Source organism: Candidatus Flexifilum breve, from assembly GCF_016713355.1.
In genome coordinates, this window is the sequence record NZ_JADJPI010000009.1 from 56839 (window position 1) to 79520 (window position 22682).

23 protein-coding genes are annotated in these 22682 nt (G+C 61.2%); 11 read left to right on the plus strand and 12 right to left on the minus strand.

Annotated features, from left to right (window positions below; all coding sequences use genetic code 11):
- Positions 1 to 208 precede the first annotated feature (208 nt).
- The 6 genes from IPK17_RS09100 to IPK17_RS09125 all read right to left on the minus strand — a co-directional run bounded on the left by IPK17_RS09100 (position 209) and on the right by IPK17_RS09125 (position 9266).
- On the minus strand, positions 209 to 484 hold the full coding sequence (locus IPK17_RS09100; RefSeq protein ID WP_343417376.1) for a hypothetical protein: 276 nt from the start codon (positions 482 to 484) through the stop codon (positions 209 to 211).
- Positions 485 to 492: 8 nt separating this feature from the next.
- Positions 493 to 1881: a dephospho-CoA kinase gene (coaE, locus tag IPK17_RS09105; RefSeq protein WP_343417377.1), complete on the minus strand. Its 1389-nt coding sequence runs from the start codon at positions 1879 to 1881 to the stop codon at positions 493 to 495.
- 106 nt (positions 1882 to 1987) lie between these two features.
- Positions 1988 to 4591 carry a toll/interleukin-1 receptor domain-containing protein gene (locus tag IPK17_RS09110; protein WP_343417378.1) on the minus strand — a complete coding sequence of 868 codons (2604 nt, stop codon included), beginning with the start codon at positions 4589 to 4591 and terminating at the stop codon, positions 1988 to 1990.
- 69 nt (positions 4592 to 4660) lie between these two features.
- Positions 4661 to 6028 carry a TolB-like translocation protein gene (locus IPK17_RS09115; protein WP_343417379.1) on the minus strand — a complete coding sequence of 456 codons (1368 nt, stop codon included), beginning with the start codon at positions 6026 to 6028 and terminating at the stop codon, positions 4661 to 4663.
- A 231-nt stretch (positions 6029 to 6259) separates the two neighbouring features.
- Positions 6260 to 7546 carry an MFS transporter gene (locus IPK17_RS09120; RefSeq protein WP_343417380.1) on the minus strand — a complete coding sequence of 429 codons (1287 nt, stop codon included), beginning with the start codon at positions 7544 to 7546 and terminating at the stop codon, positions 6260 to 6262.
- A gap of 220 nt (positions 7547 to 7766) precedes the next feature.
- On the minus strand, positions 7767 to 9266 hold the full coding sequence (locus IPK17_RS09125) for a glycosyltransferase family protein (RefSeq protein ID WP_343417381.1): 1500 nt from the start codon (positions 9264 to 9266) through the stop codon (positions 7767 to 7769).
- 281 nt (positions 9267 to 9547) lie between these two features.
- Here IPK17_RS09125 and trpS point away from each other — a divergent pair, with 281 nt between their 5' ends.
- On the plus strand, positions 9548 to 10570 hold the full coding sequence (gene trpS, locus IPK17_RS09130) for a tryptophan--tRNA ligase (RefSeq protein ID WP_343417382.1): 1023 nt from the start codon (positions 9548 to 9550) through the stop codon (positions 10568 to 10570).
- On the plus strand, positions 10571 to 11389 hold the full coding sequence (locus IPK17_RS09135; protein WP_343417383.1) for an MOSC domain-containing protein: 819 nt from the start codon (positions 10571 to 10573) through the stop codon (positions 11387 to 11389).
- A gap of 344 nt (positions 11390 to 11733) precedes the next feature.
- Here the strand turns inward: IPK17_RS09135 and IPK17_RS09140 are convergent, their stop codons facing one another.
- The gene (locus tag IPK17_RS09140; protein WP_343417384.1) at positions 11734 to 12471 is read right to left on the minus strand and encodes an alpha/beta fold hydrolase; all 738 of its coding nucleotides are present in this window, start codon (positions 12469 to 12471) and stop codon (positions 11734 to 11736) included.
- A gap of 486 nt (positions 12472 to 12957) precedes the next feature.
- On the opposite strand from IPK17_RS09140, the gene IPK17_RS09145 reads away from it, so the two are divergent.
- From IPK17_RS09145 to IPK17_RS09170, 6 genes are all read left to right on the plus strand, one after another.
- On the plus strand, positions 12958 to 13260 hold the full coding sequence (locus IPK17_RS09145) for a hypothetical protein (RefSeq protein WP_343417385.1): 303 nt from the start codon (positions 12958 to 12960) through the stop codon (positions 13258 to 13260).
- Between the two features lie 30 nt (positions 13261 to 13290).
- Entirely contained in the window at positions 13291 to 13695 is a 405-nt protein-coding gene (locus IPK17_RS09150) for a GNAT family N-acetyltransferase (protein ID WP_343417386.1), read from the plus strand.
- On the plus strand, positions 13692 to 14351 hold the full coding sequence (locus IPK17_RS09155) for a GNAT family N-acetyltransferase (RefSeq protein ID WP_343417387.1): 660 nt from the start codon (positions 13692 to 13694) through the stop codon (positions 14349 to 14351). The genes IPK17_RS09150 and IPK17_RS09155 overlap by 4 nt, the downstream gene beginning before the upstream one ends.
- Positions 14352 to 14357: 6 nt before the next feature.
- Entirely contained in the window at positions 14358 to 14615 is a 258-nt protein-coding gene (locus tag IPK17_RS09160) for a type II toxin-antitoxin system HicB family antitoxin (protein ID WP_343417388.1), read from the plus strand.
- Positions 14608 to 14718 (plus strand): type II toxin-antitoxin system HicA family toxin, encoded by a 111-nt coding sequence (locus IPK17_RS09165; RefSeq protein WP_343417389.1) that lies wholly within the window; start codon positions 14608 to 14610, stop codon positions 14716 to 14718. The genes IPK17_RS09160 and IPK17_RS09165 overlap by 8 nt, the downstream gene beginning before the upstream one ends.
- A 149-nt stretch (positions 14719 to 14867) precedes the next feature.
- Positions 14868 to 16166: an aspartate aminotransferase family protein gene (locus IPK17_RS09170; protein WP_343417390.1), complete on the plus strand. Its 1299-nt coding sequence runs from the start codon at positions 14868 to 14870 to the stop codon at positions 16164 to 16166.
- A 144-nt stretch (positions 16167 to 16310) separates the two neighbouring features.
- Here IPK17_RS09170 and IPK17_RS09175 read toward each other — a convergent pair whose 3' ends face one another.
- On the minus strand, positions 16311 to 17177 hold the full coding sequence (locus IPK17_RS09175) for an alpha/beta fold hydrolase (RefSeq protein WP_343417391.1): 867 nt from the start codon (positions 17175 to 17177) through the stop codon (positions 16311 to 16313).
- Positions 17178 to 17181: 4 nt separating this feature from the next.
- Entirely contained in the window at positions 17182 to 17691 is a 510-nt protein-coding gene (locus IPK17_RS09180; protein WP_343417392.1) for a PadR family transcriptional regulator, read from the minus strand.
- A gap of 155 nt (positions 17692 to 17846) precedes the next feature.
- Between IPK17_RS09180 and IPK17_RS09185 the strand changes: the two genes are divergently transcribed.
- Together IPK17_RS09185 and IPK17_RS09190 are read left to right on the plus strand one after the other, a co-directional pair.
- Positions 17847 to 18146 carry an antibiotic biosynthesis monooxygenase family protein gene (locus IPK17_RS09185; RefSeq protein ID WP_343417393.1) on the plus strand — a complete coding sequence of 100 codons (300 nt, stop codon included), beginning with the start codon at positions 17847 to 17849 and terminating at the stop codon, positions 18144 to 18146.
- A 5-nt stretch (positions 18147 to 18151) separates the two neighbouring features.
- Complete coding sequence (locus tag IPK17_RS09190; RefSeq protein ID WP_343417394.1) at positions 18152 to 18763, plus strand: DUF3267 domain-containing protein; 612 nt, start codon at positions 18152 to 18154, stop codon at positions 18761 to 18763.
- Between the two features lie 34 nt (positions 18764 to 18797).
- On the opposite strand, the gene IPK17_RS09195 is transcribed toward IPK17_RS09190, so the two are convergent.
- The 3 genes from IPK17_RS09195 to mutY form a co-directional block, all read right to left on the minus strand.
- Positions 18798 to 19934 carry a hybrid sensor histidine kinase/response regulator gene (locus IPK17_RS09195; protein WP_343417395.1) on the minus strand — a complete coding sequence of 379 codons (1137 nt, stop codon included), beginning with the start codon at positions 19932 to 19934 and terminating at the stop codon, positions 18798 to 18800.
- Positions 19935 to 20469: 535 nt separating this feature from the next.
- Positions 20470 to 20865, minus strand: a complete 396-nt coding sequence (locus IPK17_RS09200; protein ID WP_343417396.1) for a lipocalin-like domain-containing protein — start codon at positions 20863 to 20865, stop codon at positions 20470 to 20472.
- Between the two features lie 56 nt (positions 20866 to 20921).
- Positions 20922 to 21977: an A/G-specific adenine glycosylase gene (mutY, locus tag IPK17_RS09205; RefSeq protein WP_343417397.1), complete on the minus strand. Its 1056-nt coding sequence runs from the start codon at positions 21975 to 21977 to the stop codon at positions 20922 to 20924.
- A 103-nt stretch (positions 21978 to 22080) separates the two neighbouring features.
- Between mutY and mscL the strand changes: the two genes are divergently transcribed.
- The gene (gene mscL / locus IPK17_RS09210; RefSeq protein WP_343417465.1) at positions 22081 to 22548 is read left to right on the plus strand and encodes a large conductance mechanosensitive channel protein MscL; all 468 of its coding nucleotides are present in this window, start codon (positions 22081 to 22083) and stop codon (positions 22546 to 22548) included.
- The last annotated feature ends 134 nt before the right edge of the window (positions 22549 to 22682 follow it).

Genomic DNA, 22682 nt, shown 5'->3' on the forward strand with positions numbered 1-22682 from the left:
CGGGTTGGGGGCGGATGCAGCGGACGCAATAAATTGCGTCCCTACGAAAACGCATTCGGCTTGACAGAGGATGCTGTCTTCCTCCCTGAATTCGGAGGGGTGGGGTCGGACGCAATGAAGTACGTCCCTAAGAGATGCATAGGGGATTCCCCAAACAAAAAGGACGAGGTTAAACCTCGTCCTTTGTCCATGTTGACTTCGATGTCGTCTACTTCTTGATTTGTTCGGTTTCGCTGGTGGCCGTGACCGCGTCGTCTTCGTCGCGGTCTTCCCAACTGACGATCCAGATACACGCACCCGCCACCAGCACACACGCGGCGACCAGCGCCACCCACTGCAGGGGCAGCAGCCCAATCTCCCGCGCGGAGAAGACCAACAAAATCACCATGCCCAGCGACAGCGCGATCCATGCGGCGACGCGCGGATGACGACTGGCCCACTGAACGGGCGGCAGACCGAGTAAACCTGAAGTTCCTTGCTGCATAATCCCTCTTAGATCGGTTTCATGATACGGTCAGCACGAAGCTGTTTCATCAACCCGACGGTGTCGGGCGTGACCATTTCGTGCGCGGCTTCGCGCCATGCCGGGAACTTGATCTGGCTCAAGTTCAGCGGCTGGTAGCCGTTGACAACGAAGGCCTGCACCACATCCTGCGCGACGTTCTTCGGCAGGAAGATGAAGCTCACTTCGCTTTGCAGTTCGCGCGACGCTTCTTCGACGGCGATGACCAGCGCGCTGATCACCGGGTCACGCGGGACATTCGGGTCGAGATAGAACTCGTCAATCCGGGTGATCAGGTTTTCGACCGTCCAGCCGATGACGGCGATGACGGCGTCGTTATCCCCGAGCGCCAGCAAGAAGCTCTTCTGCCCGAAGGCCAGCATGATATCCATGCGGTCGACTGCATTGCCCGTCACGCGGGTGACGAACTTGGCGATCATCTCGGCGTTGTTGGGCATACCGCGGCGAATGCCGACTTCGGTTTTGGGCGAAAGCGGCGAGACGACGTTCGGCTTAGGCGTCAGCGATGAAGTGCCAGCGGGCTTCGCGGGAACCGTACGCTGTTGTGGGGCGGGCGGCATCGCTGGAGCGGCTTGCACCGGGCGCGCGGCGACATTATTAGTGGTAGGAGCCGGGCGGGCAGGCTGCGGCGGCATGCTCGGAGCGGGACGCGCGGGCGGCTGCGCCTGCGGTTGGGGCTGCGCCGGACGAGCAGGCGCGGCGGCGGGCTGCGTGCCCATCGTGGGGACGGATTTCGGCATCTGATTGCCGACGACCGGAACGACGGTCGCATTCCAGATCATCTGGACCTGTTTCCACGTATCTTCGACCGTGCCGTCGTTCTTGATCACAACCTTGGCGCGGGACAATTTATCTGATTGCGGCGGCTGCGCGATGATGCGCTTGCGCGCTTCTTCCAGCGGCAGTTTGCGCTTTTCCATCAGGCGCTTGACCTGCGTCTCGACCGTGGCATCGACCACCCAGATCGTATCGCACATGGACGCGACGTCGCTTTCCAGCAGCTTGATCGCCTCGACGACGATCACGCGCTGCTGCGCACGGCTGATCAGCGCGGTCATAGCCTGGGTGACGAACGGGTGAATGATCTCTTCGAGCTTGACGAGGGCTTCGGGAACAGCGAACGCGACCGCACCGAGCAGCGGGCGGTTGATGCGCCCTTCACCATCGACGATGAACTTGCCAAACATCTCGACGATGGGCTGGTACGCGGGCGCGCCGGGCGCCATCGCCTGATGCGTGAGTCCATCGGCATCAATGGTATATGCGCCGAAGTGCTGAAGCATCTGGCGCACCACACTTTTACCGACTGCGATATTGCCGGTAAGTCCGATGACGTATTTGTTCTCAAAGGGACTCACGTTCCCCCTCCAAAGGTGATCTTGCGTACTGTAATCCTATTGTAACGTGCTATTGTTGTTATCAAACAGCGCGTTTTGGGCCGATTCATAAAGGTTTCTAAATGTTTCATTGGCCACCAAAATGATCGGTTTGTAACATGAGCGGCTGCTCCGCTAACAAGTCTGCACGCTGATTTTGCAGCGTCTCGACGGCCACCGGAGGCGTCTGATCACACGCAGCGATTCGCTCGGTCAGCCGCGCCTGCCAGTAGAGCACATCTGCCCAGGCGACCAGATCGGTCTCGCCGAGGCGCGCTGTCTCCGCGAGCGATTGCGTCAGTGCGGCCAGCGGTTCGTCGCCGACCGGGCATTCCGTTTCTTCGGCCTGGGCCACCGCCCGCCCAACCAGACACGCCTGCGTTAGCAGATAATCCGGATTGAAGTTGAGCGCATCCGTGCAGCGCGCCAGCGCCGTGTCGCGATCACGATCGAAATACAGATTTGCCAGACCGATGTTCGTGAGGATCACCGCTTGCTGACTCGCGTCGCTGGTGTTCAGGTGCGCGGTTTCCAGATGCACCAGCACGGTCTCGACGGTGATCGCTTCGCCCGCCGCTTCAGTCTCCTGATTGCCGTTCGCCAGCAGCAGTTCCTGCGCGGCCAGCGCGCGGTTATTGGCGGCCAGAGGGAACAACGCGAGATCTTGTCCGGCGGTATTGTAGGCGTCAATCGCATCCGCGGGCTGCCCCGCCAGCAGCAAGCCATTCGCCTTCATGAAGTAGAGCGCGAAGCTTTGGTCGACCTGCGGCGCGGTGCGGGCGGCGTCATAGAACCCGGTGGCGGCGGTCGCGACATCGCCCGACAGGTAGTTGACCGCGGCGCTGTTCACTAGCCCGAAGAACTCGGAATTATCCACAGGTGCGGACACACTGAGCTGCGGCAGATCGAACAGCTCAGGCGGCGCGACCCGCTTGAGCAGGTCAACGCGCAGAGTGAGCGTATCGCCGTCACATTGACCGGAGAGCAGCACGTCGTACATCTGAGACAGGGCGCTCGGATCGGCGAGATCGAGGCTGTCGTCAAATTCCACTAACGCAGATTCCGGCAGCCCAGCTGCGAACTGTTCGGGCACAGCCGCCGCGCAGCCGGCAAAGCTGGCCAAACCAACGCGCACGGGAATCGCTTGGGGGGGCGCTTCCCGCGTGGGCGTAACCGTTGGCCTGTCGCCCCCGCCCGTCGAGGTCGCCGTCGCGAGCTGGGTGCCGTCTGTTTGGGTGGCAACCTGAGCCACGCCCGTACTCGTCACTTGATCGGCGGGTCTGCCCAGATTCGACTGGACGAGGAACAGCACCAAGACCACCACCAACGTGAGCGACGCGATCAGGGCGATGGGCGCGCTCGGTGCGGCGCTTTTCTTGGCGGGCGCGGGCCGGGGCGCAAAGTCATCATAGTCCGCCCCGCCGACGATCGGTTGGGGCGTGATCGGTGTCGCTGGTCGCGGTCGCGGAATCTCGGTCGTCTCTTCGGTTTCGCTGGGGGCGGCGCCGCCTTCACTTCGGCTGTACGCCTCTTTAGCCTGCTCTTCAACGGGTTCCGCTTCGGGCAGTTCGATCAAGTCGTCAAGCTTGTCGGCGAGGCTTTCGCTGCCGCGTAGGGCTTCGTCGGCGTAGAGTTCCTGCAATTCACCGGGGAGCACCCCCGTCGAGGAGGCGGGTTTGTTTTCCGCGGGCGGTTGTCCCGGCGGCGCGCTGATCCCGGCGGTCGCCAGTGTCCACGCGGATGGAATCGGCACACGCATGGGCGCTTGCACCAGCGCTGACACGCTGATTTGCGCGATTAACCGCGCTTCATAGACGAGATCGAGCGTGACGCGCACGCGCATCCCCGGCGCAGTATTTGAATGGAGATTCGCAGTGAAAATCACCGTCTGCGAGTCGTAGTCCGGCGGCAGTTCGACCGTGATTTCGCCGTCGTCAAACGTCAGCGCGGCGGATTTTGCGCGCACGCTCACGGTGACGGGCTGCGGTTCACCCGTCGTCGGATCGACCGGGAATTTGAAGGGGAAGCCTGTGGCGCGCGCGTCTTCTTTGCCGATCACATCACCGGAGGGGACGACGGCGGGCAGTTCACCGCGCAAGCCTTCCGAATCCGGCAGCGAGATCTTCGCCCAGACTTCGGTCGGCGCGGTGGGGATGATCTGCGAGGGCATGGCCGCTTCAAAGCGGCGCGAGCGCGTGATCGTCGTTTTGGCCGTGCTGGTCGGCGCAGTAGGCAGGGAAATATCATGCGCTTTGGGCGCGGCTTCTGGCTTCGGGACTTGCGCGGCCACATTGCGACCGGGGGCGCTGCTGCGCTGCACACCGCTCACTTCGAGGTCGTGCAGGAAGTCTTCGGGCGGCACCTGGCCATCGCGCACATCGGCGGTCTGGAAGGCGAGGTAGGCGGGGAAAATGTCGCCCTCCAGCAGCACGGGGAAGACGGGCTTGTTGTTCTTCTCCGCGTACAGACGTTCCGCCTGCACCCAGCGGCTTTGATACGAACCGGGCGTCATGATGACGATCACGGCGGCGGCCTGCTCCACCGCCTTGAAGATCAACTGTTCCCAGTTGTTGCCGTAGTCGATGCGATCATCGATCCACACGTCGAAGCCGTTGGCGATGAGAAAGTCCGCCAGCTTGCGCGCGTAGTCTCGACTGCTGTTTTTGTGGTAGCTGATAAAGACGTGTGCCAATGGATTAGTCCTCGCCTGCACACGTTATTGTAACGTAAAAACGTAAAGCCGCGCTACGCACTCGTCCGCCTAGCCCATCGGCGGGACGAGGGTTAAGCCATCCCACCCGGGATCGGCGCTCACGTTGAAGGTCTGCGTCGTATCCCAGAAGAACACATCGCTGTTGCCGTCGATCTCCTGCGTCCACAGCAACCCCGCCAGAAAGACGCGCACATCGCGGATTGGCCCGACCCCGGCGGTGATTGTGCTGATTCGCCCTCGATCCCAGAACTTGAGTTCCTGCGCGGGATAATCACCCGCCTGCCACACGAGGCGGCCATCCGGCAGCCACATCAACTCAGAATCGTACTGGTTCTCATCGGGCGGGATATCGCTGATGGCCTCGCCATCCCACACATAGATATGCATGCCGTCCGCCGTCTGGGTGTTCCACGCCAACCGTCCATCCGCCGACCACCTCGGGCCTGGGAACAGCTGATTCGCCCGTCCCAAATTGCGGATCACGGCTCCGTCCCACACGTACAAACTGGGGATTTCAGCGCTAGTGGCAAACCACGCAATTTGTCCCTGAGGAGAACCGGACGGGCGACCGAGGAAACCGCCGTTTTCCGTGCTGATGCGCACAGCGCCCTGATCGGTCCATATATACATCCCGGAGCTGTTGTTCGTCCCAAGCCTGAACGCGAGTTGATCGTTGCCCCAGACCGTAAATTCGGCCCTGCCGTCGCCGGACTCCAGCACCGGAATGACTTGCTCGCCGTCCCACAGCCATAATGATGATGTCACGTTGCTAGGGTTGATATAACCCCAGAGCAGATCGCCATTGGGCAGCCATTCAAGATAGGGTAGTTCTCTGTTAGGCAATTCTGTGACGACGATCACCTGTGCACTATCCCAGACGTACAGGTGGGTAACCCCCTCTGTACCGAAGGTCAACCACGCTAGCCAGCCATCCTCAGACCAAACCGGGCTTAACTGTCCCCCGTCTGCGCTAAAGTACGCCGAGTCTGTCCAGCCAAATTCGCGCCCCAGCAGCATCGTCTGTTCGCCATCCCACACCGCGACTTGCAGCGAAGTCCCGCGCTCATCGCTCTGATCGGTATACCAAGCCAAGCGCCCATCCTTCGACCAAACCGGGAAATAATCGTAGGACGGGCTGTTGCTCACATTGAGGGTTTGCTCGCCGTCCCACACAAATACCTCGCTGCGGTCGCCGACGATGCCGAGCCAGGCGAATTGCCCATCCGGCGACGGTTGGATGTAAATATCGGCGCTGTCGTTGCTGCTCACATTGATGGTTTGATCGCCATCCCAAACGTACACATCAAAGTCGCCGTCGCGATCCGAGAGCCACGCGATCGGCGGCATGCGCGGTTGGGCGCGAAGCGTCATCGCCGGGAGGATGAGGGTGAGCAGAACGAGAATCACAGCGCGCATGGTGGGGAGTCTCCGCTGATGAGGATGCTGATCTCATTGTAAGTGGATCGGCGCGGCTGTACCGCGCGTCAACCTGACGATCAATCAGCGCATGGCCGATGGCTATTAACCTCGCCTGATCGGCGCATTATCCAACCTCACCCCCAGCCCCTCTCCTAGAGGAGAGGGGAGACGTGCCGAGTCTTGAAGTCCCTTCGCCCTTGGGAGAGGGGATTTAGGGGTGAGGTTGAGTTAATCCCCGCTGGCGGGCGCGGCGACTGCTTCGCTCACTGCGGGTCGCCGCTGCGGGCGATCCTGCGGGAGCGCCAGCGCCAGCAGCCCGGCGATCACCGTCGCCCCGGAGATCAGTTGAAACACAGCGGGCAAACCGATGCGATCCGCCAGCCCGCCGATGATCATCACCCCGATGGCACCCGTCCCAAAGATGAAGCCGAGCACCGCGCCGGATGCCAAACCTTTGCCCACAGGCACGACCTTATGCGCCATCGAGACCAACAGGCTGTGCGACCCGCCGCTGAACGCGCCCATCGCCATGGCCATCAGGAAGGCCGCCGGACCGTCGAACGTCGCCAGGCCGAACACGGCGGGCGCACTCAAAAACATCGACAGGGCGATCATCAGGCGGCTGCCGTAACGATCCGCCAGATAGCCGAAGAAGATGCCCGTGATGCCACCGCCGATCCAGTAGGCGCTGGCCAGCAGCCCATACTCGGAGGCTGACCAGCCGCGCATCTGGAACAGGCGCGGCAGGAACGAGGCCGAACCGGGGTTGACGAAGCTGCGCATCATGATCAGCGCGACCAGCGTGAGCAGCGCAACGCGCCCCAACCGCTGATGTTCGGATTTGCGGCTGGTCTGGCGGGCGTGGCGCGTCGTGGCGAAACGCTGCGCGCTCGGCACAATCAAGCCCATGAACAGCACCGCCGGAATGCCGACCAGCGCCATCGTGATCAGCGGCGTGACTGAGCCCGTCTCGGAGATGATGCCCGCCAGCGACGGGAAGGCCTGCGTAAAGATGCCGTTGTGCGTGGCCGCGCCGTCGAGCAGCGCCCCGGTGATCGCCGGGCCGAGGCCGCCGCCCGTTTGCCCGGCGAAGAAGAAGATCGACAGACGGCTGGTCGCGGGCGTGGTGTCGCAGTCGGCGGCGTGCATCGTGCCGACCGGGTGGAACGCGCCGCTCCCCAGCGCCGCTAAGACCATCGGGATGACCGTCAGCACGTAGGAATGGGTCGACGCCGCGATCAGCAGGGCGACCGACAGCAGCGAGATCGTCCACGCGACGCCGCCCGTGCCGAGCCAGCGCCCACCATTGCGATCCGCCAGCCAGCCCGCGAGCGGCTGACTCAGCGCGCCCGTGAGTTGGTAGGCGCTCACCGCCAGCCCGATTTGCGTGTTGCTCATCGGGATGAAGTGCGCCGCGAGGAACGTCACGATCACCGGGACGCTGGCGTTGAACAGGTCAATGGTCAGATGGGCGAACGAGACGACCCAGAACAGCGGTTTGCGCGGTAGTGCCATATGCTTTGATCCAGAACAGTTAGCCAGTTGCAGACAGTGACCGATCAAATGCCACCCCACCCCCGTCCTCCCCCGAACCAGGGAGGGAGAGCAAGATTAGCTCGCCCCGCCCTCTCCCCGCTTGCGTGGGAGAGGGGTTGGGGTGAGGGGCATGATGACGCCTGTTGCAAACTTACGAGATTGAAATTCTGTTTACCTTAAAACAGGTCAGTTCGCCCCGTCAATGATCCGCGCGGAAATATTGGTATACGGTCGTCTCGGCGGTTTGCAAGAGCGGGCGGTAATGGTCGTTGATTTCGCGCAGCATCGGGCGCGTCCAGCGTTCAAAGCGCAGCGAAGGGTTACGGTACGGCTGGTAAATGAGGATGTAGGGATAGACGCCGTTCTGCAAATCTTCGAGGAAGGGCGTTTCGTCCCAGGTGCCTGCCGCCGCCAACTGACTCATCTCGAATGGCTGAATGAGGATCGGCCTAGCAGCCAACGTGAGCAGCGCCATGTGCTCATCGGCGATGATCGGCGCGTCGGTCTGGTCGATGAAGGCGATCAGCTCGGTCATGAGCGGCGCATCGTCCACGCGCTCGGTCAAAATCGGCTGATACTTGCTCAGCGAAAGGTCGTAAGCCCTGCTCACGGCGTAGGCCAATATGAGCAGCAGCAGGGCGCGCAGCACTGGGAAGCGCCGCGTCCAGGCGATCCACGCGCCGGCTGCCAGCGCGAACGCCGCCGCCAGTTCGTACAGATAATTGACATCCGAGCCGACCTTGCTGATGGTCAGCGCCGTGACGACCGCGCCGAGCGTGTAGGGCGCGCTCAGCCACCACAGCCGCCGACCGAATACCACGCCGAGCACCAGCGCCAGCGCCGCCGCCGCGAGGAAGATCGGCAGGTGGGCGAGCATTTCATTCCAGTAGAATTCGGGGAGCTGCGGATCGAGGGCGTTGACGTTGGCCGTGATCAAATGGAAGAACACGCCGCCCCCGGTGAGTGCGGTCAGCCCGGCGAATACGCCGAGCACCAGCGCCGCGAAATACACGCCGAGCATGAGCGCTTTTGTCCGCTCTTTTTCGCCCCACAGCCACGCGACCGCCGCCATCGGTGCGGCCAGCAGATACGTCTGCCGGGTATAGGCGGCGCACGCCAGCAGGATCACGCCAGCGATCACTCCCCAACGCTGACCCCGTCCCTGCACCACGGCGAAAATGCCCGCCCACGCGCACGCCAGCGCCAGCGAATCGATACGCGCCAACGCCGACCACGAGAACACATAGGGGATGGCGGGCAGCGTCAGCGCGGCGACCAGCGCGGCGAGCGCATCGCGGGTGATAGCGCGCACGGTCAAGCCGAGGAAGAGCGCCGCCGCAAGGATGCTGAAGACGGAGATCAGCCGCCCGTACCAGAAGGCCGGGCCGACCGCCGCCACGAACGGCGCTTGCACCAGCGGGTAGAGCGGCGGATAGTTGGCGATGGTGTAGGGCGGCGTGGTGAGATCGGCACGGTAGATGTTTTCGCCACGTGCCAGCCGCACCGCCTGTTCGAGCAGCGGCCCTTCGCCATAATTGAGCGTGTACGGGAAGTCCAGCGCGAGCTGCGCGTGCTGGAAGAACAGCAGCAGCGCCCGCCCCTGCATAGCCAGCAGCACGATCAACGCGGCAGCGACGAGCAGGCGCGCGAACAAGTACTGAAGTCTTCGGATGGGAGGGGGCAGAGCGAATACGCGCATCAGCATCCTTCCAAGTTTAGGGACGAGGCCGGCGGGTGTTGAAACAGCTCAGATTCCGACCCCACCCCCCGGCCCCTCCCCGAATTCGGGGGGGGAGCCAACAAACTCGCCGTTCCCCCCTCTCCCCGCTTGCGTGGGAGAGGGGCTGGGGGTGAGGGGTTTGTAAACACCTGTCTGCCTTGTCCCTGCGAGAAACCACGACGCGAATGATCAGAGTTACCCCTCTATTGTATTCCGCCCGCGATTGCGTACAATGAAAAACCTTTGTTGAGAGGGGAAAAATGACGAAAAAGGGCCGTATTCTCACGGGTGACCGCCCGACTGGAAAAATGCATTTAGGCCACTACGTCGGATCGCTGGCGAACCGCGTCCGCCTGCAATCGACGTATGACTGCTTCTTCATCGTCGCCGACCTGCACACGCTTACCACCAAGCCGGAACGCGAACACATTGCCAATCTGGCGCAGAACATCCATGACTGCGTGCTGGATTATCTCTCGGTGGGCATTGACCCGGATCAAGCGACGATTTTCCTGCAATCCGGCGTCCCGGAAACCTACGAGTTGAACCTGATCTTCGAGAATCTGGTCAGCGTGGCGCGTATGGAGCGCATTCCCAGTTTGAAAGATATGGCGCGCGCGGCCAACATGGAAGATTCCATGCCTTTCGGTCTGCTCGGCTATCCGATTCTACAAGCGGCGGATATTCTGCTGCCGCGTGGCAACCTCGTCCCGGTCGGCAAGGACAACGAATCGCACGTCGAAATCACGCGGGAAATCGCCCGCCGCTTCAATAACCTGTACGGTGATGTCTTCCCGATCCCCGACGTGCTGGTTGGTGATGTCCCATCGCTCATCGGCATCGACGGACAGGCGAAGATGAGCAAATCTCTCAACAACGCCATTTTCCTGTCGGACACCGCCGAAGAGGTCACACAGAAGGTGCGCGGCATGTTCACCGACCCGAACCGCGTTCGCGCGGACATCCCCGGTCGCGTGGAGGGCAACCCGGTCTTCATCTATCATGATGCCTTCAACCCGAATGTCGACGAAATCAACGACCTCAAGGAACGCTACCTGCTCGGCAAGGTGGGCGACGTGGAAGTCAAGAAGAAGCTGACGATTGCCATCAACAACTTCCTGGAGCCGATCCGCGAACGCCGCGCGCAGTACCAGAGCCAACCGGGCTTGGTCGAAGACGTGCTGGTCGCCGGGACGGAACGCGCCCGCGCCGAAGCCCAGAAGACGATGGCCGCCGTCCGCGAAGCGATGGGCATGTACCGCCTGCCCGTGAAGACGCTCTAAATGCTGCGCGTCACCGGGCTGTACACCTACCCGATCAAGTCGTGCGGCGGCTTGAGCCATGACGCGGTCGACCTGCTCGTGCGCGGCCTGCGCGACGACCGCCGCTGGCTGATCATCACGCCGGACGGGCAGTTCGTCACGCAGCGCGAAAACGCCAAACTCGCGTTGATCCAGCCCGCTTACGCAGACGGGATGCTGCAAATCAGCGCGCCGGGGCATGAACCCGTGCGCGTGTCACTTGACGCGGACGCCGACGGTGTGGCGACCCGCCGCGTTGTCGTATGGAAATCCACCTGCGACGCGGTCGATCAAGGCGATACGATTGCCGCGTGGTTGAGTGACTTTCTCGGCCAATCTGTGCGCTTGGTCAAGCAGGCGGACGCCGATGGGCGGCTGACCTCGACCAGCCACACCGATCAGCCCGCGCCCGTCAGCTTTGCCGATGGTTACCCGCTGCTGCTGGCGAACAGTGCCTCGCTTGCCGATTTGAATGATCGCTTGCTGGCGCGCGACAAAGACACGCTGCTCATGAACCGCTTTCGCCCGAACGTCGTGATCGACGGGGCGGCGGCGTGGGCGGAGGACGGGTGGACGCGCCTGCTGATCGGCGGCGTGCCCTTCGACTCGGTCAAGCCGTGCGCGCGCTGCGAGATCACGACCATCGAGCAGGCGACGGCTACCGTGCCGGATTATCAGGAACCGCTGGCGACGCTGGCCACCTTCCGCAAACAGCCCAAGGGCGTGATGTTCGGGCAGAACATCATTCACCGGGCGGTCGGCGCGCTGCACATCGGCGACCGGGTCGAAGTCGTGGCGTAGGGTTGCCAGCACAGGTTACGAAAAACGGGGGATTGCGATCCCCCGTTTTTGTTTCTGTACCTACAGAGATGGTTGTCTAGAAAGACACCCAATTCCTTCAATGAGAGGTTCTTGTAGGGATAAGGTATGAGCGTGTTGAAAAAGGTCAGATTCCGACCCCACCCCCGGCCCCTCCCCGAATTCGGGGAGGGGAGGGGAGACAGATTTCCCCCTCGCCCCGCTTGCGTGGGAGAGGGGGTTAGGGGGTGAGGGGTTTTAAACACCCTCATGCCTCATCCCTACACTACTTATCGGCACCTGCTTTGCTTGATCGTCCGCTGTCCCCAAATCAATTGCTAACTGGGCTAGGCGCCCTCGATGCGCTGCAGCAAGGCGACCGTCCCGGCGATGATTTGCGCGTACTGCTCCTCGTGGCTGATGGTCGCCGGGTTGTCGCGCTCCTGATCGCCATACCAGCCGAACTGACCGTGATTGCCGCCCTCGATCTTCACCCACACGGCATCGGCAGGGAGGTTGCCCGCCGCGCCTTCGACGGTTGCCACGGTCGCCAGTCCGTCCTCCGTGCCGTAAATCACCGACACGTCAACGTCCAGCGCGGAAATATCACGATCCGAGTACGACGCCATGAGCACCAGCCCGTCGACCTTGTCCGGGTTGTCGCTGACATACCATGACGCCATCGACCCGCCGAGCGAGTGCCCGCCAATCGCCCAATGGGTGATCTCCGGGTGCGCGGCGATCACGTCGTTGGCGGCATTGTTGCCGAGAATGGCGAGGTTGAGCGGCATGGGGACGATCACGGTCAGGTAGCCCGCTTCGGCCAACGCCTGCCCGAGCGGGGCATAGGCGCGCGCGTCAACTTTGCCGCCGGGGTAGAAGATGAATCCGGTGGTCGGCGTGGACGCGGTCGGCGTGAAGGTCAGCCAGCGCGAGGTATCGACGGCGACGGCGGCCTCGGCTTGCAGCGCGGCCTCCGCTTCGGCTTCAATCGGGTTGGTCGCGCTCGCCCACGCGACGAAGCCGACGACGAAAATGATCAAGACAAGCGGTACGATCCACCAGAAACGGCGCACGATGCGCATAACTTTTCTCCATCTCATAGAAGTGCGAACTGTTGTCATTCATATCATTCGTACACCTAAAAGTAAAGAGAGGGACGGCCCGTTGTGAGCGAGTGCTCAGGGATTGCTTACGGGCGGCTCATCTTGGGAACCATCCGGCCAGTGCTGGAAATAACGGGATGATATTTGTAGGGGCGCACGGCCGTGCGCCCCTACAAACTCAGATTCAGGTGTTTACCGGATACAGCAGTTCATGCGCGCCAAATCTTCTTCACAAAACCGTAGGGGTCACGAAACAAAAATTCGTGGGGGTGCAAGGCGTTGTGACGAATCTCTGTATTTTGTCGATCCCCCCTCAAATCTCGTTGACAGCCGTTCGTGATCCGCCTATGCTGAGAGAGCAATCCGTACCATGACAAGGCGACAAGTCAGAGATCGAGCGGCACGCAGCGCCGCCGCGCGGTCATGCTGTGGATTGTAATGTTGAGAGAGTAGCCGAGGTTATCTATGATCGCCCAGAGACTTAAGCCGGAAACGGCGGCATTAGCCGTCATCCCGGCGGAACCCACCCACGCTTATGCCCTGCGCGCCCTGTCGCTCACGGCCTATTACGCGACCACCGAAGAGGCGGCGCTCTGGTACAAACCAGAAGAATTCATGAGCCGCATGCAGGCTTTCCCCGAAGGACAATTCGTCGCCGTGCATCTCCCCAGCAATGAGATCGTCGGCTATACCTCCGGTATGCGTTTCCACTATGACCCGAGCACCGCGTTTACCGAGACGTGGGATCAAACCACGGGCTATGGCTGACTGACCACGCACCGCCCCGATGGGGAATGGATGTATGGCGTCGAAACGCTGGTACACCCAGATTATCAAGGCTATGGCATTGGCGGGCTGCTGATGGAACGGCGGTTTGAGTGCGCGCGCCAGTTGAACCTGCGCGGCATCGTCGGCGGCAGCCTGATCAAGGACTACCACAAGGTGGCGGATCGTTTCACGCCGGAGGCCTACGTCGCCGAATTGGTGGCGGGTCGGCTGTTCGATTCCAACCTGAGCAAGCAGATCAAGAAGGGCTTCAATCCCCTGAACGCGATTCCCGACTACACCGAATATCCGGGATCCCTCAATTACGCGATTGCGATTGTGTGGGATAACCCGGCGTACCGGGCCCCGGAACCGAAAATCATCCCCTTCCCAGACGCCGAGTCGCTGCGCGCCGGGGGGAGTTCAATCGCGTTATGACATCGATTCTGATCGTCCCTTCATCCCCGAGCTATGTCGCGGGCATGGAGGACGTTGAACATGCGAATTACGGCACGTCGCGAGCGGAACCCGAAGACGTGCTGACGGAACGGCACTTCCTGCACCACTTGCAGATCTTTCCCGAAGGTCAATTCGCCGCGCTGGAAGTCCAGCCGGATGGCAGTGAGCGCGTGGTCGGCTTAACGTCAAGCATGCGCATTCACTTTGACCCGGCGCATCCGTTCCTCGAATCATGGGAACAGACCATCGACGGCGGGTGGCTGCGCAAACACACCCCGGACGGTGAGTGGATGTACGGCGTGGAGTCGGCGGTGCTGCCGGAGGTTCAAGGGCGCGGCGTCGGTGGCAAGCTGATGCAGGCGCGCTTTGACGTGGCCAAGCGGTTGAATCTGCGCGGCATGGTCGCGGGCAGCGCCTTGATCAGCTATTACAAGGTGTTCGAGACGGTCACGCCCGAAGACTACGTGCGCGGCGTGGTCGCCGGGACTTACTTCGACGACAACCTGAGCAAGCAGATCAAGAAGGGCTTTCGCCCGGTGGCGCTCATCCCCGATTACCTGCCCGACCCCGGCACCAAAGGCTGGGGCGCGGTCATCGTGTGGGACAACCCCGATTACGTTCCGCCTCAACACTAGGCTATAATGGGCAGCATCGAAGAGTCGAAAGCAGGTGAAGCGATGCTGTCCGAAGTCTTGCACTTCCGTATGGAGCGCCATACCGACGATGGCGTCTACTATGTGATTTCTGGCGTCGAAATTGCGCTCGTCACCGATGGCGCAACCATCGAAGAAGCCTTGCACAATCTGCGCGAAGCCGTGGAAGTGCATTTTGAGGGTGACGAACTCGAACAACTGCCGCGCATTGAAGTCAACTTCGAGCTAACCGCCGATTATGCCTAAGCTCAAACGTCTTTCTGGCAAAGAACTCATCAAGATTCTCGAACGTTTTGGATTCGAGTTAATCAGCCAGAAAGGCAGTCATGTACGTTTGCAGCGGTCGTAGATGGCAAGGAGCAGCGCATCACCATTTCTCTGCACGGCGCAAAAGAGATCAAGCTGGGTACGCTATCCAGTATTTACAAACAAGCATGCGAATTCATTTCTGATGAAGATTTGCGGGAACACTTTTACTCCGACTAGGATAGACAAACTATGCAAACCGACGCCCTCTACCACCTCTCGCCGGTGTGGTCGCACCTGACCACGTTCCAACCCGTGCGCGGCGCAGGGATTTACCTCTACGACGCGGGCGGCAAACGCCTCATGGACTTCACCAGCGGCATCGGCGTGACCAACACCGGGCACGCGCATCCCAAGGTCGCGCAGGCGATTCAGGCGCAGGCCGCCAACCTGATTCACGGGCAGATCAACATCGTCGTGTCGCCCGCTGCCATCGAACTGAGCCATTTGCTCAACGAGATCACGCCGCCGGAGATCGACTGCTTCTTCCTGTCGAACAGCGGCGCGGAAGCGACCGAAGGCGCGGTCAAGCTGGCACGGCACGCCACTAAACGCCAGAACATCATCGTGTTTCAGGGCAGCTTCCATGGGCGCACCGCGCAGACGATGGCCATGACCACCAGCAAAACGGGCTATCGCCTCGGCTATCAACCGCTTCCCGGTGGCATCTTCGTCACGCCGTTCCCCTATGCCTATAAACTCGGCATGGACGAGGAACAGGCCGTCGATTACGCGCTCGATCAACTGCACTATCTGCTCAAATCACAGACCGCGCCGGAAGAGACCGCCGCCATCGTGATTGAACCCGTGCTCGGCGAGGGCGGCTACGTCCCCGCGCCGAACCGCTTCCTGCAGGAGCTGCGCCAACTGTGCAGTGAAACCGGGATCATGCTGGTGATGGACGAGGTGCAGACTGGCTTCGGCCGCACGGGCAAAATGTTCGCGCTCGAACACTCCGCGGTGACGCCGGACATCATGATTATGGCGAAAGGCTTGGGCAGCGGCGTGCCGATCAGCGCGATTGGCGCGTCCCGCGCGCTGATGGAACGCTGGCAGGTCGGCGCGCACGGCGGGACGTACGGCGGCAATGCGCTGGCGGCGGCAGCGGGCGTCGCAACGATCAACGTGATGCGCGACGAAAAGCTGCCCGAAAACGCGGCACGGCAGGGGGATCGCCTGATGGAGGGTCTCAAGACGCTGCAAGCCGAATTCCCGATCATCGGGGATGTGCGCGGGCGCGGCCTGATGGTTGGCGTGGAGTTCACGCGCGACGGACAGCCGGATAAGGCGGTGACCAAGGCCGTACAGACCGCATGTCTCGAACGCGATCTGCTGCTGCTGACGTGCGGCACGTACGACAACATCATCCGCTGGATTCCGCCGCTGGTCGTCAACGCCGTGCAAATCGACGAGGCGGTGCAAATCTTCGCGGAAGCGTTGGGCACGGAAAGCAGAAACGATTCACGTAAAGGCGAAGACGCAAAAATCTGAGGACGGGGCGAGAAGGGCGAAAAAGGTCAGAGTCCAACAACCGCCCCAAGAAAGGAGCCAACGCAAAGGCGCGAAGACGCAAGGACGCAATTCGGGGACGATCAAAGGCTTAGGGCTTTTGCAGCCTCGCCTCGCCCACAGCCCTTAAACAGGTTCTTCTCGAACTGCACTCGTCATTAGAAATTCCAGCACGGCCGGCTGCGTGTTGATCAGCGCGTGCCCCGCGCCCGGCAGCCACTTGACCGCGAGGTCAGGGACGTGCTGGCGCAGACGCGCTTCGATTTTCTCAAGATCGCGCATGATATCCTTCGTGCCGCCGACCAACAGAAGCGGCATAGTGAGGCGCTTTAACTCGTCGTCGGTGAAGAGCGGCAGCACGCCGAGGCGCGGTTTGAAATGGCGGCTGATCTCGACCACGATCTCGATGACGCCCGCTGGCACTGCTTGATCCCCGAACAGGTCGGCGGTCAGCCGTTTGAGTCCCCATGTGCCGAACAGCGATAAGCCGACAGCCCGAAACAGGAACGAGATGCGATCGGGCACGATGCCGCCGGGAGTCAGCAGTACGAGTCGATCGACGCGTTCCGGCTGGGCGACCGCGAATTTGAGTGCGACCCACGCTCCCTGCGAAATGCCGACCAGCGTCGCGCGTTCGACTCCCAACCCATTCAGCACATCGGCGAGCCAGTCGGCGAACGCCGGGCCGTCCCACGGCGGGCGATTCGGCGCGCTGCGTCCCGGTTCACCGGGGAGATCGACGGCATACACGCGGAACGTCCCGCTGTAGGCTGCGGCCTCCCCCGCCCAGATCGCCGAATTTGACCCTGCGCCGTGCAATAAAATCAGCGCAGGGGAAGTAGCGGCGCCGCTGGCGATCACAGAGGCGTCGCCATGGCGCGTGCTGACCATCTGCGTGGTCGACGGCGCTGACCAGTTCTTGAGTGCCGCCGTATAGATCGCCATAACCTCGCGCTCCCCTTCGGGCGTTTTGTAGAGGCTCAGGCTGTTCATAGGGTTACCTTTCTAAGCTGTGCCGCAAAGTGCTCACCCAGTCGAGTTCCGACTGGTAAAACGACTGCCAGTGTTCGGCGATACGCCGCTGGAGTGGACTGCCGCCGTTCCGCTGTTCGCGTTCGCGCAGCATCAGCAGATAGACGCGCAGGTCTTCGGCGTAGCTCGTCAGCATCGCGCTGATCAGCTCCGGCTCAAACTGATCCGCCCACGTGAGCTTTTCCAACAGCGCGTGCTGAATTTGTGGGGGTTCTGGCGTTACGCCGATCCACGCGCGCAGCGCCGCGCGCCCCGCTTCGGTGATGGTATAGACTTTGCGCGGCGGTTTATTAGCCTGCTGCTGTACATCGACGCTGACCAGCCCTTCGTCATGCAGTTCGACCAGCGCGCGGTAGATCTGGTTGTTGTTGCCGGACCAGTGAAAGATCTCCGAAGCGGAGAATCTCTTCTTCAGGTCGTAGCCCGTCAGCGGAGTTTCGCTAAGGAAGCCCAGCAGGGCATATTTAATGGACATGGACAGCCTTCCGTCATTTAGGTTGCACGGAACATAGGTTATTGATAACCTATGTTAGTGTGATTCAATGGTAGTTGTCAAGGGCGCGGCAGAACCCGGCGGGACACGATAGAATAGGCACATTCAACCGGAGTGCAGGCAAAGGATCTTGAAACTTGGTACTAGAAATGGCTGTCTTGAATGTGAAATCGGGCGAAGCGGAGGCCTTTGAAGCCGCGTTTGGGCAAGCTTCCCCGCTGATCGCCGGGTCGCCGGGGTACATCCGGCATGAACTTCAGCGCTGCATCGAAACGCCGAATCGCTACCTGCTGCTGGTGTGGTGGGAAACGCTCGAAGCGCACACGGTCGGTTTCCGCGGTTCGACCGCGTTTGAGCAGTGGCGCACGCTGCTGCATCACTTCTACGATCCGCGCCCCGTGGTGGAGCACTATACGAGCTGGTTTAGCAACCCGTAACGCCGATGGCTCGATCCCCGATCACCGACCTGCCCGCCGATTACGTCGAGGTCCAGCACCTCGTGCTGACCGAACCGCGTCTGCTGTTCCGGCTGAATCTGCTCGGCCTCATCCCGCTGATCCTCGCGGTCGTGGCGATGGGCGTCTATGGGTCGTGGATCACGCCGCTGCGCCCGTCGATTCCCCCGGAACGCGTGCCGCTGCCCGATGTGCTGATGATTGTGCTGGTCATTGTGATCACGCTGCCGCTGCATGAGTTGATCCACGGGCTGGCGATCACTTACGTAGGGCACAAGCCGACCTATGGCATGAAGCTCGACAAAGGCGTGCTCTACGCCACCGCGGACAAAGCGCTGTTCCGCCGTGACGAGTACCTAATGGTGGCGTTGGCGCCGCTGGTGGTGATCACGCTGGCGGCACTGCTCCTATTGTGGATCGTGCCGAACGGTCTGGTCTACTGGCTGTCGCTGGCGGTCGTGTTGAACGCGGGTGGGGCAATTGGCGATCTGTGGGCGGTGGGGGTGGTGCTGCGGCATCCGCGCTCGGTGCTGGTGCGCGACGAGGCCGACGGCTTTCGCGTGTTCGGGCGCGCAGCCGAAAACAAACAGGGCGCCTGAGCGCGCCCTGTGCGTGTGCGCATTTCCAGTTGGTCTAGACTTTGGGCAGTTCAAACCAGAAGATCGAGCCGCCATCGGCGGGGAAGTCCGCGCCGACCCGGCCACCCTGCGCCGCCGCCAGCGTCTTGACGATCCACAAGCCGAGTCCCGTGCTCGTTTCCTGCCCGGTGGGGCGCGGCGTCAGCCGACCAAACATCTCGAACAGGCGCTCGCGTTCGTCCGGCGGCACGCCCGGCCCCTGATCGGCGACCGAGACGCGCACGCAGTCGCTGCGCTCACCCGCGGAGATATGCACGGTCGTGCCCGCGGTGCTGAACTTGATCGCGTTGCTGACAAGGTTGTCCAGCATTTGTCCCAGCATCATATTGTCGGCCAGCACGACGCAGTCGCACGATTCGGCGGTCAACTGGATGCCTTTGCGGTCAGCCGACGGGCCATGTTGATCGAGCGCGCGCCGCACGTGATCACCCGCGTTCAGCGGTTCGGGCTGAATGCGAAATTCGCCCTGATGATATTCGGTCGCGTCGAGGAAGCTGTGAATCATTTCCAGCATCGAATTAACCGCGACATCCATGTTATCGAGCACGCCGTGCGCGTTGTCATTCTGGTTCCCCACGAGGTCACGCAGCATGTAGTGGCCGAGGCGCAGATTGGTGAGCGGCGCTTTGAGGTCATGCGTGACGATGCGATAGAAGTGGTTCTGGAATTCCTGCGTCTGATTGAGACGCGTGATCATCTCGTCTTTTTCGTCGTTCGCGCGTTTGAGCTGCACCTGCGTGCGCACACGCGCCAGCGTGATCTGCGTGTTGATCGGCTTGGAAATGAAATCGTTTGCACCCAGTTGCAAGCCCTGAACCACATCGCGCGTATCGCTGTGCGCGGATACGATGATGACGGGGAGACGGCGGGTCGCTTCCTGACGCCGGATGATTTCGAGGCAGGTAAACCCGTCCATGCGCGGCATATTCACGTCGAGGAGCACGGTATCAACGGCCGTGTGCTCCAGCAATGCGAGCGCATCTTCACCATTGCTCGCCGTGAATAATTCATAGTCGGACATAAACAGCCGCTTCATGAGCGCCAGCGTCGTGTAATCGTCATCCACGATCAGAAGCCGACCGGTGCGCTGGTGGTTTTCGGTGCGATCCAGGATCGATGTAGCAGGCAACATACGAACTCCAAAGTTCCGAGCGTATCTTTAGTCTACAACGATCACTTTTGCCAGAATCCTTGTCTTTCCTGAATTTTGCATAGACTTTAGGTACTAATAATCAATTGTTAGAAACTATTTAAGAGCCACTTAGCGGGAGTGATCGCCTCAGACGGGGGCGCTTACGGCGTGGGGTGCGTGAATGCCTGAATATATATAGTGGATATGATCGCAAGCGCACACCGAAATCTGCTAGGAGTCGATTCATAGCACTGCGCCATGCAACACAGGTTTTCTGAGCCAAAAGTCCTGTTTTTACTCTGGATTGGCCAAAAGCATGTGATCCGTGAAAGCAAAAGATCGTTTTAGCAACTAGGGTTACGGTCGTGTTGGCACAGGAGGACGAGGCCCGCCTCGTCCCTACGATTGAAAACCTACCCCTGTCAGCCCCGAATTCAGGGCGGGGAGACGAACAGGGTTTTCAAGACCCATCTCCACCCGGAAAGGGGATATAGGGGTGAGTTTTGGTAGCCTCATGCCTTGTTTCCTGACCGCGCTACCCCCGGCTGATGCGCTGCCAGGTGAGGATGCGCGTGGTGCTGCCCATCTCCGCCCGCAAGATGAGCCGTTCGCCATCCCACTCGAAGCCGCGCACAAGGTCGGTGCCGATCCAACTGGGGAACGAACTGCCTTCGACGTGATGCGTGATGGTCTTGGTCGCTTCGTTAACGACATACGTGCCGTAGTAGCCGAGGTACTCGTTGAGCGCGGTTTCGAGACTGTTGAAGCTGCCGGAAACCGCGCGGTCGCTGCGCAGCAGATGCACTGACATGCGCCCGTCGGCGGTGTAGAGCAGCAGGCCGGTCGGCTGTTCGCCACGTGGATGTTCAGTTTTCCCGCTCGGATAAATGCTGATTTGATCGAGCAGCCGGTACGCACCGACGATAGACATGGTCAATCCCCCTAAGTACTCTCTGCGCTCAGTGCTTCACAAGCGTCTCGCAACGCCTAAAACAACCTGCCGCGCCGGGAGTCCAGCGCGTCAATCACCTGTCGATCTGCCTTGCCGAACGAGTAGCGGCTCAATTCGCCGGGCAGCACCCATTTCCAGTCGCGTACGCCGAGCGCCTGCGGCTCACCGCTCACATAGCGGCAGGTGAAGGCATGCAGCGTGATGCGAAAATGCGTGAAACCGTGCTCCACACGGGTGAACAGTTCCCCGACCTCGACCTCAATCGCCAGTTCCTCCCGCAGTTCACGCTGCAAGCAATCGGGCAGCGTTTCGCCGTCTTCCTGCTTGCCGCCGGGGAACTCCCAGAGCCCGCCCAACAACCCATCCAGCGGGCGCTGCGCGATCAGCAGTTCGCCCCGCTCATTCCAGATCATTCCGGCGGTGACGTCATAGTGCGGTGTGGGCGCTTTCGCCTTCTTGACCGGGCGCTCGTCCTGCGTGCCGCGTTGATACGCTAAGCAGTCGTCGCGGATCGGGCATGGGCCGCACAGCGGCTTCTTCGGCTTGCACACCAGCCGCCCCAAATCCATGAGCGCCTGATTGTAATCCCCGGCGCGCTGTTCGGGCAGCCACGCTTCCGCTTGATCCCACAGCTTGGCCTGCGTCGCCGTCTGCGTGACATCGTCCGGTAAGTCGAGCAGGCGGGCGTACACGCGGATCACATTACCGTCGAGCACGGGCGCCCGCACGCCGTAGGCAATGCTGGCGATCGCGCCTGCCGTATAGCGCCCGATACCCGGCAGCGCCAACAGCTCGTCGACGGTGCGCGGGAAGTCACCGCCCTGCGCGGCGACCGCCTGCGCGGCACGGTGCAGATTACGCGCTCGCGAATAATAGCCGAGGCCTTCCCACAATTTGAGCACATCGTCGAGCGGCGCGGCGGCGAGATCGCTCACGGTCGGGTAGGCGCTGAGGAAGCGCTCGTAATACGGCTTGACCGTTTCGACCTGCGTCTGCTGGAGCATGATTTCGGACAGCCACACGCGGTAGGCGTCGTGCGACGCGCGCCAGGGCAGATCGGCCGCTGTGCGCTCGTACCACGCGAGAAGCATGTCTACGAATCGATTAGTAGATTCCATAAATTACGCTAAACTCATGAAATGTATATACGACGATTTGTCACACCATTCGCAAAGACTAGCAAAGGAGTTGATGATGATCAAGGAATTTCGTGAATTTATTATGCGGGGCAATGTACTCGACCTTGCCGTCGGTATCATTATCGGCGCGGCCTTCACGGCGATTGTCGGCTCACTGGTTGCCGATCTCATCACGCCGATCATTGGGCTGATCACGGGTGGTGTCAACTTCACTGACCTGTTCATCGTCCTCAAAGATGGGGCGACGGCGGCTGGGCCGTATGCGACGCTGGAAGCAGCGAAAACGGCAGGCGCGGTCACGCTCAATATTGGCGTGTTCCTCAATGCGGTCATCAACTTCCTGATCGTGGCGTTCGTGCTGTTCATGATCATCCGCTCGGTCAATCGCCTCAAGTCCGGTCTGGACAAGCCGAAGGCCGCCGCTGCGGATGCCCCGCCCACGACCAAGGAATGCCCGTACTGCTATTCGACCGTGGCGATCAAGGCGACCCGCTGCCCCAACTGTACTTCGGAACTGAAATAGTAAAACCGTGTTTTTACGCATCAGGGCAGACCACGAACTCTGCCCTGTGCGACCCTCGACTATGCCTTCATCCTTCCCCAACCTGTTAGCCCCCAATAAAACAGGGATCCGCTCTGCCAGCGGGCGAGTTTCAT

Bases quoted from the DNA above. Each gene is read 5' to 3' on its own strand.
- IPK17_RS09100 (WP_343417376.1), bottom strand. From the start codon at position 484: ATGCAGCAAGGAACTTCAGGTTTACTCGGTCTGCCGCCCGTTCAGTGG.
- IPK17_RS09115 (WP_343417379.1), bottom strand. From the start codon at position 6,028: ATGCGCGCTGTGATTCTCGTTCTGCTCACCCTCATCCTCCCGGCGATG.
- IPK17_RS09120 (WP_343417380.1), bottom strand. From the start codon at position 7,546: ATGGCACTACCGCGCAAACCGCTGTTCTGGGTCGTCTCGTTCGCCCAT.
- IPK17_RS09125 (WP_343417381.1), bottom strand. From the start codon at position 9,266: ATGCGCGTATTCGCTCTGCCCCCTCCCATCCGAAGACTTCAGTACTTG.
- trpS (WP_343417382.1), top strand. From the start codon at position 9,548: ATGACGAAAAAGGGCCGTATTCTCACGGGTGACCGCCCGACTGGAAAA.
- IPK17_RS09135 (WP_343417383.1), top strand. From the start codon at position 10,571: ATGCTGCGCGTCACCGGGCTGTACACCTACCCGATCAAGTCGTGCGGC.
- IPK17_RS09140 (WP_343417384.1), bottom strand. From the start codon at position 12,471: ATGCGCATCGTGCGCCGTTTCTGGTGGATCGTACCGCTTGTCTTGATC.
- IPK17_RS09145 (WP_343417385.1), top strand. From the start codon at position 12,958: ATGATCGCCCAGAGACTTAAGCCGGAAACGGCGGCATTAGCCGTCATC.
- IPK17_RS09150 (WP_343417386.1), top strand. From the start codon at position 13,291: ATGTATGGCGTCGAAACGCTGGTACACCCAGATTATCAAGGCTATGGC.
- IPK17_RS09155 (WP_343417387.1), top strand. From the start codon at position 13,692: ATGACATCGATTCTGATCGTCCCTTCATCCCCGAGCTATGTCGCGGGC.
- IPK17_RS09160 (WP_343417388.1), top strand. From the start codon at position 14,358: ATGGGCAGCATCGAAGAGTCGAAAGCAGGTGAAGCGATGCTGTCCGAA.
- IPK17_RS09165 (WP_343417389.1), top strand. From the start codon at position 14,608: ATGCCTAAGCTCAAACGTCTTTCTGGCAAAGAACTCATCAAGATTCTC.
- IPK17_RS09170 (WP_343417390.1), top strand. From the start codon at position 14,868: ATGCAAACCGACGCCCTCTACCACCTCTCGCCGGTGTGGTCGCACCTG.
- IPK17_RS09175 (WP_343417391.1), bottom strand. From the start codon at position 17,177: ATGAACAGCCTGAGCCTCTACAAAACGCCCGAAGGGGAGCGCGAGGTT.
- IPK17_RS09180 (WP_343417392.1), bottom strand. From the start codon at position 17,691: ATGTCCATTAAATATGCCCTGCTGGGCTTCCTTAGCGAAACTCCGCTG.
- IPK17_RS09190 (WP_343417394.1), top strand. From the start codon at position 18,152: ATGGCTCGATCCCCGATCACCGACCTGCCCGCCGATTACGTCGAGGTC.
- IPK17_RS09195 (WP_343417395.1), bottom strand. From the start codon at position 19,934: ATGTTGCCTGCTACATCGATCCTGGATCGCACCGAAAACCACCAGCGC.
- IPK17_RS09200 (WP_343417396.1), bottom strand. From the start codon at position 20,865: ATGTCTATCGTCGGTGCGTACCGGCTGCTCGATCAAATCAGCATTTAT.
- mutY (WP_343417397.1), bottom strand. From the start codon at position 21,977: ATGCTTCTCGCGTGGTACGAGCGCACAGCGGCCGATCTGCCCTGGCGC.
- mscL (WP_343417465.1), top strand. From the start codon at position 22,081: ATGATCAAGGAATTTCGTGAATTTATTATGCGGGGCAATGTACTCGAC.